Below are 12,611 nucleotides of genomic sequence, written 5' to 3'. Positions count from 1 at the left end.
AGTTGCCAAGTTATCGGCAACTTTTGGCTTAATCAACAGATCAGAAATTCAAATACATGATAATAAATGCCTAATACTTTAAAATAAAAATGAGTAAAACATATAAAGCTGTCAATTGGAATACTCCCGAGAACGATTATGTATTGATGTTCTGGGAACAAAACATTCGTCAATTCTGGATTGACACCGAATACATTCCATCAAAAGATATCGATAGTTGGAAACGTATCAGCCCAGAAATGAAAGATGCCTATAAAAAAGCATTAGGTGGTTTGACCCTGTTAGATACCTTGCAGAGTCATACGGGTATGCCAAAAATCATCGACCACATAGATACTTTACAGAATAAGGCTGTATTATCCTATATGTGTATGATGGAGGCCATTCACGCGAAATCATATTCAACTATTTTCACAACGGTTTCAACGACAGCTGAAATCAATGATATCTTCGAGTGGGTTCAACAAAATAAATACCTGCAATACAAAGCGCAGATGATCGATGGTTATTACCGTACTATCGATAAAGAAGATGCTTCCGATGAGGAAATCTACATGGCTATGGCCGCTTCCGTATTGTTAGAATCTTTCTTGTTTTATTCTGGATTTTTCCTACCATTGTGGTTATGCGGTCAAGGTGAAATGGTTGCTTCTGCGGATATCATCAAGAAAATCATCGCTGATGAATCTATTCACGGTGTATTCGTAGGATTGATGGCACAGGATCAATTCAAAAAATTAAAGAATCAAGATCAGGTAAAAGCACGTTTCTTGGCTTTACTTTATAACTTGTATGAAAACGAATTGAAGTATACCGAAGAGATTTACACTGAAGTAGGTTTGACTGCAGAGGTTAAAGAATATGTTCGTTACAATGCAAACAAGGCATTAATGAACTTAGGTTTTGATCCGATCTTTGAAGTAAAACAAGTCAACCCAATTGTATTGAATGGCTTGAATACAGAAACGACACAACACGACTTCTTCTCTAAGAAATCGACAAATTACGAAAAAGCGACAGAAATCGTCCATCTAAAAGATGATGACTTCAAAATGGATGTAGTTGTTGATATATAACGATTGTCAATAGATCCAATAAAAAATCCCCAGAAGTTGTCACTTCTGGGGATTTTTTATTTCTGAATTGTCTGTTTTTTATTGATACGCATTTTTTCATTAGGGTATCAATGAGCTCGCTACGTTCAGTTTATTGACAGAAAGAACCTTCAAGTTGATTTTCATAGCCCTTGGGGCTCGTGAAAGCTGACGGTTTTATTGGGCAGATGTATGCTATTGCTGAAAAGCTTTTATTACCTGACCACGCCAAGCAGCATCAAGCGGTGCGCCAAGCAACCAGGTCAATGTAGGTGCGATATCATAAATCATGACCGTCCCTTTGATCTCTTTACCTTTGGGCACTCCCGGCCCAGTCATAACCCAAGGAATCTCAACTTCTGCCAATGATTTACCGCCATGGCCTTTACCCGTTCCACCATGGTCCGCAGCGACAACAAAGATGGTTTCATCAGCAATACCTGCATCCTTGACGGCTTGTTGTAAAGTTCCGATTCGTCGGTCAACATTTTTTAGTTCAGCGTAATATTCTGGCGTATCATGCCCTATATTATGACCAACGCCATCGGGTTGGTCGAAATGTACAAAAGTAATCGTCGGTTTCTCTTTTTTGATGATATCGACAGTCGTATTCAATGCCGCTTCGTCATCATCCTTCGTATTAATGATTTTTTGGACGACCTTATTATCAATTAAATATCCTATCCCCGGCCAGCTATGTACCACAGCAAATTGAGCTTTAGGATTTTTCTGAGCTACAGCATTAAACAAAGAAGGAAACATCCCATTTTCAGTTTTGGTCGTTGACGGAATTTCAGGAGTCTTACTATCCCATTCGGTATAACCATGTGTTGTCGGCCCAGCCCCCATCAACATGGAAGCCCAATTCACCGCACTTGACGAAGGTAAAACGGTACGCACATGTGTACTATAGGTTCCGTCCTGCATCATCTTTTTGAGATTTGGCATTTCAGCTTTAGGCACGGCATAGGCACCGAATCCATCAAATCCCACTAAAACGACATGTTTGATTTTTTTACTTTGTGCCATCACACCACAGGTAGATAGACCTATCAAAAGGAATGGCAATAATAAATTTCTAATTTTCATAATTGTTGAGCTTTCAAAGACTTAATAATTCAAAAATAAAAACTTTATTCTATCTATTATGTTAAGTAAACATTATTTAATATACCTAACCAACATGTTACAGAGGATTCCCGGTGCATAAAAAAACCGCTAGAAAAAAATCCTAGCGGCTTTCTCAAAGACATTGTAGCCAATAATAGGCTGATTTCCGTGGTTTATTATTTTATTTAAATACTAATAACCCGGATTTTGCTTTAAATTAGGGTTCATCGATATTTGTTGTTGAGGTATAGGAAATACTGTCTTTGTCTCAGTTGTCGGCTTGTGATCCCACCAAGTTGCTGTGTGGAATTTACCAAAACGAATTAAATCCCTCCTTCTGAATCCCTCGAAAATAAACTCACGACCACGCTCGGCTAAAAGTTCATCCAACGTTAATGTACCCGTTGTATATTGCCCTTCAGCCCAATCTGTATTCGTAAATGCTCGTTTTTTGCAACTATTGATTAGATCAACAGCTTCTTGAGATGCAATACCACCATTTTTCCGCATTAGGGCCTCTGCTTTCGCAAAATAAATCCAGCTCAAACGATAGACGTTCCAATCCGTATTATTATAATTTTCATCCACTGGTATCTTTACACCATTAACATTCCCCACAAGTGAGTTACCGAGTTTATATTTATTAAAACGGATCCCACTATTTTCTTCACCGTCGCTCATTGTAGAGGATGTACCTCCAGTTTTGGCCCTTCGAATATAATCGACAAAAACCAGCTGTTCTCCCTTATATTCTTCTGATCCTTCCACAATTTTACCATCCACAAACTTAACCATCGGTCCGTTTAAAAACCATTCTTTTTTTCGCAGATCTTTTTCATTGTATTGACCAAAAACCCCCGGGATCAAGACAATACCATTATTTCCAGTTCTCCCGCCACCGTAAATCTCGCTTTGTACGAAATGATAAAACTCACCAGGAAATCCAGTTGCAAAATCTGCTATTTTATAATCGTAGGCAATTGAAAAAATGGTTTCCTTGGACATATCATTCGTAGGCACATAAGAGTCTGTTATATTAGCGTCTAACGCCATAGCACCATTCAATCCTCCCCCAGCACCCGATATCAATTTGTCAGCCGCCGCGATACAATCATCCCATCGTGGTTGCCCATGCCATTTTTCAGCATTTAAATACAGTTCGACTAACATCGCATAACCTGTAGCCTGCGAAACTCGGCCTAACATCGCTCTAGATAGTTTGGGCGCTGAATCAATATTATCCAAGATTTCCTTTTCAATAAATTCAAAAACCTCTTTCGTAGAAGAAGGTTTGGGTAATGGTTCTTCCGCTGTACTAGGGGCTTTAGTCGTTATCGGGATGTTTCCGAATAGATCCATTAATTTTAAATAATGTAATGCACGCAGCAACTTAAGTTCGGCGATGAATTCCGTTTTCTCGACATTTGTTAAACCCATCTCCGCTACATCAGATTTTTCAAGAATATCAATGGGACTATTACACAAACCAACCCCCCAATACATCAATACCCATGCATTGTTTAATCCACCCTCATCTACTGTCCAAGTATGATAATGTAGCCGTTTCCATTTCCCGCCGTCTTCTCCATGCCGTCCCTTGGTTGGCCAGGCCAATTGATCCCCAGATAACTCTGCAGGTCGCCACCATCCATCCTGCCCTGAGGGTGATATCCATGCATTTGCATGCGTATATGGTCGTAATACTGCAGATATCACTTCATTCTTATTCTTATAAAAATCGCCTGCGACAATAACATCATAAGCGTTTTCATCTAGGTTTGTGCAACTTGATGCATTTATTACACACACTAGAAGTAAAATTTTAACAATATTTCTCATAGTAATCATTCATTAAAAACTAAAATTTACGCCAAACAAAAGCGATCTGGTGTTGGGATAGGGACCTCTACTGTCAATGCCCAAACGCTGTCCATTAATTTCATTACCTAAGCCCGTATCCAATACAAAATCTGGATCATTTCCCGAATAGCCAGTAATAGTTGCCAAATTCTGAACGGTTAAATAAGCGCGTACATTATTTACCCAAGTATTGCTCTTCAATTTAAACCGATAACCGATCGTAACTTCATCAATTTTTAAATGGCTACCGCTCTCCAAATAATAATCAGAGTACATATAGGTATCGTCTATTTCTTTATATTTGGTAAACGCGTCTCTCAAAAGATTCCCTGACCATACTTTGTTGCCGTAAGAAAGCGCTGTCGTGTTTAATATATCGTAGTCGAATTTACCTCGCATAAAGATTCTTAAATCAAAATTTTTATAAGAGAAATTATTGGTCCAAGAGAGATAATATTTTGGAACCGCGTTTCCTAACACCGCCAGGTCAGAAGCACTTAAATCATCTCTTGAATTATTAATCGCGTCATTGCGTACAGCCTCGCCGTTTCGATTATAAAATAGCCATTTTCCCTCATCATCAAATCCAGCAAACCGTTTACCAAAAAACTCACCAATACGGTGCCCTTCATAAGTCGTAAAGGCATCACCCAATGCGCCAGCTCCACCGATCTCACCAAATGTTTTATATTTCACTTTGAATATATCGTTTGAATAACTTTCTAATACATTTTTCAATGTACTCGCCGTAAAATCCATGTTCCACTTAAAATTATCACGCTCGATAGCGCGATAGCTTAGTGCTAATTCAATACCTTTCGAGGAAAGTGTACCTACATTGGAATAGATATTATTTCTTATATAAGGTGGCTGAGGGGTAGTATAGGTATCCAAAAGATCAACGGTTTTCCTTTGAAAAAGATCAATTGAACCTGAAAGCTTATTGCTCAACATCGTGAAATCAACGCCAATATTTGTCTCCTTCTTGGTCTCCCACCTCAAATTTGGATTAGGGTTACGATCAGGACCATAGGTTTCCCGATAGATTTCATCTGGGTACAAATACTTACCTCCTCCTCCTAAGGTCAATCGAGAGGCATTATTTGCAAAACCCGTATTTCCTGTTTCGCCATAACCTGCACGTAATTTCAAATTATTTATAAAACCAACATCCTTCATAAAGTCTTCATTGCTGATATTCCAGCCTACTGACACCGCAGGAAAGCTCCCCCATTTGTTATTCGCACCGAATTTGGATGAACCTTCACGTCTTAAAATAAATTGGGCCATATACTTATCCGAGAAAGTATAATTTATCCGACCAAAAAAAGCGATCAATGTATTATCGTTTTTATAACTGTCCAGGTTGGCACGTCCATCGCGTAGCGCTTGCCCTTCCGACATGTTATCCTCATTAAAACGATCGTTTATAAAGCCCCTATTGTCTGCACTTTGCCCCTCATCTTTCTCATAACGGTAACTGTAACCTGCCAATGCCGTTATGCCATGTTTCTCTGCGACTGTCGTATTATATTGGAGTGTGGGCTCAAACGCATACTTTTCATTCAACAGATTGGATTTGGAAGCATAGCCGCCACCTGGATAATCTTGGTCTTCCAACGATGCTTCGCTGTTTAAAGCCCTATAAGCACCATCTATATAAGAATTACGCTGCACTGACCCAAAAACACTGGCCTTTAACCCTTCAATTATATTTAAATCCGCTTTTCCGTCGAGTGAAGATGTCTGTTGTTTCCGATAACTGGTCTCAGTAAATAATCGAGCAAATTCATTTGTACTTGTCCGATCATAGCGATAAGATCCATCTTCGTTAAAATTTGAAAGCGTCGGATTTTTGGTAGCTTCACTTTCCCATCCTCCACCGCCCAACAAGTTTGCATTGTTTGTATTTGTCGCTATATTCAAGAGAACGTTCAAGCGATCATTAAGTCCCTTCTGATTGATACTTGTTCGCACAGTATACTCCTTTCGCGAATTTTCCTTGGCGATACCTTCCAGATTTCGGAAATTCACACTTCCGCGATAAGTGGTTGACTCATTACCTCCTGACAATGAAAGATTATGATTTTGTGAAAAATTATCCTTATTAATCAAATCATCAAAAAACTTTGTGGAATTGCCGAAATCTGTTTGCTTTAACTCACCAGATGCGATCTTGTCCCTAAACTCCTGTGGAGTCAAAAAATCAGGTTTGTTATAAACAAACTCCTTCCTAAAATAACTGGAATAGTTGAATATAGCTTTACCTGGTTTTCCCCTTTTTGTTGTAATTAGAATGACCCCTGCGTTAGCACTAGTTCCATAGATAGCAGCACCAGATCCATCTTTCAATACATCCACAGATTCGATATCATCTTGCTGCAAAAGATCTGGATTACCTCCAGGTATTCCATCAATGACAAAAAGGGGACTGGCGCTACCTGTGACAGAAATCGCACCCCGTAATTGCGTGGCTACTCCCGAATTGGGATTTGATCCACTTCTGGAAACCTGAAGACCTGCGACCTTACCTTGTATCAGATCCAAGGGGTTTCTTGCCCCACTTTGGCGAAATTGGTCTGCGCTTACGTGGGCGACAGAAGATGTTACTTCCTTCATTTTTTGCGTCCCATAACCAACAACAACGACTTCATCCAATTGGCTCTGATCTTCTTCCAACTGGACAGAAATTGCAGTTCCATTAACAGTGATTTCCTTGGCTTTGTAACCAATAGAAGAAACGACTAATACATCTCCAGTTTTAGCCTCCAAAGTGAAATTACCTGACACATCTGACTGTGTGCCCTTTGACGACCCTTTTACCGCGATGCTAACCCCCGAAATTGGCTTCCCAGTGGCATCAAGTACTTTTCCCTTAATTTGTTCTTGATCTCCTTTCAATTCTTTTAGAAATCGACTCATTAGCCTATTTTCAGAAGAAAAAGCTTGGACATGCTGCGTTGTACCGGCAAGGAAAATGAGTGAGAAAAACAATTTAGATTTCCCCTTTAATCGCGCAACTGTTTTAAAATCAATTATGCTCATATATAGTATTTATTGGTGTATAAAACGATTTAGCTAATTTGAAAAAGTATTTGTTCTAGTTAGTATTCCCTCCCAAAATTTTGAGTTGAAAGTAATGATTCTAGCATTTGTACTTAAAACAAATGCTGGAATCAGTAAAACCCCATGTTTAACAATCTTAATTGAATGTGATAAAGCAATTAAATCGCCCTTTTCACCTAGCAAAATCGGTTTTGCTATACAGGTAAAAAAAGCAAAATCTGCTTTTGAAAATTCGATATGATTCTCTCCTTTGGTTTAGTTTTTAGTTTAAGTGTTTGATTCGGACATTAAGGTAGGTATTTTTAAGTTTAAATCAAAAAAAGTTGTTAAAATAAACAAGTTAACCCACAATTGCCGTATTGCGATGGGAGTAATAACGACGATAACAGACATTTTAAACTAATACAATAAAAAATGGATTCATCGAGAAGAGGCAAACCTCTAATCAATGAACCCAATTCTATTCGTTAAGGAAGCTAACGCTTACTTTTTTCTATTGATACCCTGGATTCTGGGTCAATTTATTGTTACGTTGGATCTCATCAGGCGAGATAGGCCACAATAAATCAGATTCTTTAAAAGTTGCTCCAGAGGCGTTTTTCGCGCCCACTAAAGGAACGAAATCTATTTTACCAGCTTCTGTCGTAGAAATTACAGGGAACATCTTCGTCCGTAGGATATCATCCCACATCTTGAATTCCAAAGGGAACTCCCGCAACCGTTCTCTCCAACATTCTTTGACAAAATCATCTGCGGATAAGGCCTGTAATTCTGTTGTCCATGTGGCAACTGTTTTTCCTTCAGTATTTGCACGAGCTTTTACCTGAGCTAGATAACCAGCTGCTTCTGCACTAACGCCAGTTGATTTGGCAATACCTTCTGCTGCGGTCAACAAGGCTTCAGGGAAACGGTAGAAATTCCAGTCTTTGGTTCCGCGACCCGTTACGGTTGCCGCTTGCTCGTCAAAGTAATACCAGATGCCAGGTACATCCGAAGTCCAGGTTTTACCATTTACCGGATTGGTGTATTTATAATGGAAAAACTGATTCGGTTGAATACGTAAATCTTTCGTATTATAAGCATTCAAGAACTGATTAGTCGGGCCATAAATTCGTTCAAAAATTGAATATTTGTCAAAAACTGAAGTAGCTGAAGAACTAAAAGCATAAGTTGTCCACCAACCACTATTGTTGATTGTCGCGTCATACTCTTGTGCGTAAATTACTTCTTCAAGATCATCGGTAGTGCGCAACTTATTATACGCGCTATTGAATTGCAGATCCGCATTGGCTGTCATCTTATGTGGTGAATTGATGACGATCTTAGCAGCAGCTGCCGCATCAGCATATTTACCTTGTTGCAAATAAACACTCGCCAGGGTCATTGCCGCAACATACTTCCCAATACGGTGTCCCCTTGCAGCAAAGGTAGCCGCAGGCAAATCAGCGACAGCATCTTTTAGATCCGTTTCAATCAGCTCATAAACTTTAGCAACATCTGTTCTATCTAAATAAAGCTCGTCTGCCAGCGTCTCATTTGGTTTCACTGATAGTGGAATTGCACCAAATGTTTTGACCAGATAAAAATAATTGTACGCTCTAAAGAACTTTGTTTCGGCCAATAAGGTCTTTTTCCGGGATTCATCCATATTGATCCCAGGTATATATTTGACCCCCGCATTGGCGATATTGATCGCTTTATAGCTTTCATCCCAAATCGTATTCATTGTGCTCGATACCACACTGGTATTTTGTTGTCTTGTCAGCTGTCTCGCAAACAAACAGATTTGTTCCTGACCTTCATAGGTATTGATAAAGTAACCGGTGAGCATCGTGTTAATTGAAGCTGTCGGTCCCACATAAGCACTTGCAGCAACGGAGTAGCGTGATGGCGCCCCACGACGGTAAAGCGAATTCACCGTTGCCATTGCTTGGCCGTCATTTGCATAATACTGTTCCAAGGATAAATTGGACCTTGGCTCCTCTTCCAAAAATTTATTGCAAGATGTTGTCAAAGCCATGCCGGCTAGCAACAACAGAAATAATTTATTTTTCATTTTTGATAAGTTCTAGATTAAAATGTAACATTTACCCCCAAGGAGAAAGTTTTCGCTCTTGGATATGCGAAAAAGGTCATATTTTGTCCAAATTTACCTTCCCCTTGCGAAGTACTCTCTGGATCATAACCTTTGAAATCGTTCGAAGTAAATAAGAACGGATTGTTCGCATTTGCATAGATTCTTAATCGCTGTAGACCAATACGTTTCAGCGCATCAGGTTTAAAGGTATACCCAAGCTGAATTAAATTGACACGCAGGTAAGATCCATCTGCAATCCAAGCATCGTCCACATTAGAGTCCTGTCCACGGTGTCCGCCATTGGTTAGATAAATCGCTTGCTCCTTTGTATTCGGATTTGAACCATTATATGCGTCTGTCAAGATCTCTTTCAAGCCGTTGGTAATACCAAAACGGTCATAAGTGGAGTGGAAGAATTGCTGCATAATCTCTACGCCTTTCACAAATTGAAGATCGAGTGTAAAGTCAAAATTCTTGTATCTTAAATTATTCACGAAGCTTCCCGTCCAATCTGGTAATCCTTTACCAATAATTTCCTTCTCTTTGGTGCGTTTCGCTCGGCCAATATCTTCCAGTTTCGCTTCTCCGGCATCCACGTCAGCCTGTGTATAAACACCTAACCTTCTATAACCATAAAAGCTATTTAAGTTTTCACCCACGCGAATAATACTATTCGCACCGCCTACCCAGCTATTCATCAGGATGTCCGCATTATTCTCACCCAATGTCAATACTTTATTTTTATTGTAGTTGGCATTCACGGACGCTTTCCAATTGAAGTCTTCGTTGTCTATAATCGTTCCATTAACCATAATATCCAGACCCTGGTTTTGGACAGAACCGATATTTTTCATGACAGTACTAAATCCAGAAGCCGTTGGTAAAGGTGCATCCAACAATAGATCTGTGGTTTTTTTACGATAATAAGAAACGTCAAAATTCAACCGGTTCTGCCATAATCCCAATTCTACACCAACATCAAACTGGGCTGTTTTCTCCCATTTTAGATCAGGATTGGCAATGGTATTGACAAAAGAGTATGGAGCCCGATTATTATCTAACAAGATGGTTCCAGCATCCACAATAGCCAGTGATTTGTACGGATCAATCTCCGAGTTACCCGTCATACCAAAACTGGTATGCAATTTCATATTGCTGACAGATTCGCTTCCTTTCAAGAAGTCTTCATTGGAGACATTCCATGCTAAACCTACGGATGGGAAAAAGGCATATTTGTTGTTTTTACCAAATTTGGACGAACCATCGTAACGGCCTGTAACGGTCGCTGAATAACGGTCATCGTATGAATAGGCCGCACGCAAGAAATAGGAGTTCATCGCCCATCTGTTCCAAGCTGATGTTGGTGGATCAGGTGTAATACCGATACCTAAGTTATTATATTCGTAAAAATCATCAAAGAAACCTGTTGTCCGCGAACGGTCGTTATCATAAGTTCTCGCTTGCCAAGATAATCCAGCCATCCCATTGATCCGATGTTTGTCGAACTGCTTATTATATGTCAAATAAGTTTCTTCTTGCCAATAAAGCGTATTGGTATTATTGATCTCAGCCCAACCATTCGGTCTTGAAATATTGTTTAAAGATATGGAAGAGTAGCCCTTATAGATTTTTCGGTGGCTATCAATACCCAATTGGGTCTTTAGATCCAAGCCGTCCGCCAGATGGAAGGTCAACGCGGCATTTCCAAAGATCTGTGTATTGTAACGCATTCTCTTTTGCAGATCCAAGATTGACACCGGATTTGCCATTCCTTCAAACCCTAATTTCTCAGAGACTGTAGAGGAAGATGAATTGGTATATTGACCATTCTGATCATATACAGGATACCATGGCAACATTTCGATCATGGTCCGGCGCGCTTCCTGACCACCTCCATCTTCAGGGGTATAACGTCCCCAAGTATGATTAACCGTCATATTAATAGCTGTAGACAACCAAGAGGTAGGCTTGGCATCATAAGATAGCTTCCCATTCACACGTTTGTTCCAGGTATTGTTTACCACACCTTGTTGATCCGTATAGTTTAAGAAAGCGCCTACCGATGACTTCTCATCACCTTGCTGTACATTTAACTGGTGATTATGTGAAATGGCCGTTCTTGTTGCTTCCCTCTGCCAATCTGTATCATATAATGGATTTCCATTGCCATCAAAGTAGTTCGGATCATTGAACCAGTCTTTTTTATTTAATGACCAAGGCGCCCAGTTTTTGTCTCTATCTTTTAAAAATTGCGCAGCATATTTATTTTCATTTTCCAGACCGATCATAAAAGCATCAACCCATTCCTGTGCATTCAATACATCCATATAGCGCTGCACAGAACTTACACCAGCCGATCCTTGATAACTAATTGTACGTGTTCCATCTTTACTCCCACGTTTTGTTGTTACTAAGATAACACCGTTCGCGCCCCGAGCACCGTAGATAGCTGCTGAAGAGGCATCTTTTAAGACTTCAATGTTTTCGATATCATTCGGATTCAGCAAATGGAAATCTTCCATCACAACACCATCCACTACATATAGTGGGTTTGAAGACGAGTTGATTGTTGCAACACCGCGAATCACCACCCTATTCGCATATGCGCCGGGCTGGCTAGAATTGGAAAAAATGTTTACCCCTGATGCTTTACCTCTCAAGGCATCCAAAGGGCTAAAACTTTGGTCTTTGATCATGTCAGCCCCTTTGACCATCGCAATGGAACCGGTTACATCCGATTTGCGCATCGTACCGTAGCCGACAACAACAACTTCATCCAATTGGCTCTGATCCTCTTCCAATTGTACAGTGATGGTAGCACCGGCGACTGTCACCTCTTTCGATTTATAACCGACTGAAGTAACAACCAGAACATCACCGGACTTTGCTTCCACAGAGAAATTCCCCTGTGCATCCGATTGGGTCCCGTTTGAGGTACCCTTAACTGCTACAGAGGCTCCTACAACAGGTTTTCCGGTAGCATCCAATACTTTTCCTTTCAATTGCTGCTGCAGATTACGAACTTCCTTTACAAAGGATTTACCTTCGTAATTTGCTGAAGTTGCTACAGCGGCATTGACTTGTTGAAATGTACCAGCAATGACAGCCAATGAGAAAAATAACTTTGATTTTTTCCCAAGCTGCACAAATGATTTTACGTCAACTGTGCTCATATTAATAGTGATTTGGTTTATAAAAACGTTTTAGCAAAATAATACTAGAAACGTTTAGTTTAATTTAGTTTTCCCTTATAATCGATTATAATAAAAGGTTTTAGCTCATTACCCTTTTCATTATAATTTTTTCGATTTAATATCCCTTCCCTCAAAGCATCAATTTTATCTCAGTTTAATTGATCGCCATAAATACAGAAAAAATGCTAAATCGCTTTTGCTTTTTTTGTA

General features: G+C 39.7%; 6 protein-coding genes. 1 reads left to right on the top strand and 5 read right to left on the bottom strand.

Going from position 1 to position 12,611, the window contains the following annotated elements; genetic code table 11:
• Positions 1-89 precede the first annotated feature (89 nt).
• The gene (gene nrdF / locus LC454_RS09470) at positions 90-1,076 is read left to right on the top strand and encodes a class 1b ribonucleoside-diphosphate reductase subunit beta (protein ID WP_223581797.1); all 987 of its coding nucleotides are present in this window, start codon (positions 90-92) and stop codon (positions 1,074-1,076) included.
• Positions 1,077-1,289: 213 nt separating this feature from the next.
• Here the strand turns inward: nrdF and LC454_RS09465 are convergent, their stop codons facing one another.
• The 5 genes from LC454_RS09465 to LC454_RS09445 all read right to left on the bottom strand — a co-directional run bounded on the left by LC454_RS09465 (position 1,290) and on the right by LC454_RS09445 (position 12,380).
• Positions 1,290-2,183 (bottom strand): alkaline phosphatase, encoded by an 894-nt coding sequence (locus tag LC454_RS09465; RefSeq protein WP_223581796.1) that lies wholly within the window; start codon positions 2,181-2,183, stop codon positions 1,290-1,292.
• Positions 2,184-2,396: 213 nt separating this feature from the next.
• Positions 2,397-4,013, bottom strand: coding sequence for a RagB/SusD family nutrient uptake outer membrane protein (locus LC454_RS09460; protein ID WP_223581794.1), 1,617 nt, complete (start codon positions 4,011-4,013; stop codon positions 2,397-2,399).
• 42 nt (positions 4,014-4,055) lie between these two features.
• Positions 4,056-7,109, bottom strand: a complete 3,054-nt coding sequence (locus tag LC454_RS09455; protein WP_223581786.1) for a SusC/RagA family TonB-linked outer membrane protein — start codon at positions 7,107-7,109, stop codon at positions 4,056-4,058.
• Positions 7,110-7,623: 514 nt separating this feature from the next.
• Positions 7,624-9,186 carry a RagB/SusD family nutrient uptake outer membrane protein gene (locus tag LC454_RS09450; RefSeq protein WP_223581779.1) on the bottom strand — a complete coding sequence of 521 codons (1,563 nt, stop codon included), beginning with the start codon at positions 9,184-9,186 and terminating at the stop codon, positions 7,624-7,626.
• A gap of 17 nt (positions 9,187-9,203) precedes the next feature.
• Complete coding sequence (locus tag LC454_RS09445; protein WP_223581776.1) at positions 9,204-12,380, bottom strand: SusC/RagA family TonB-linked outer membrane protein; 3,177 nt, start codon at positions 12,378-12,380, stop codon at positions 9,204-9,206.
• Positions 12,381-12,611: the final 231 nt, after the last annotated feature.

Source organism: Sphingobacterium sp. GVS05A (assembly GCF_019969845.1).
GTDB lineage: Bacteria > Bacteroidota > Bacteroidia > Sphingobacteriales > Sphingobacteriaceae > Sphingobacterium.
Note: the sequence above shows the minus strand (reverse complement) of the source record. Positions and strands in the feature narration are given on the sequence as shown.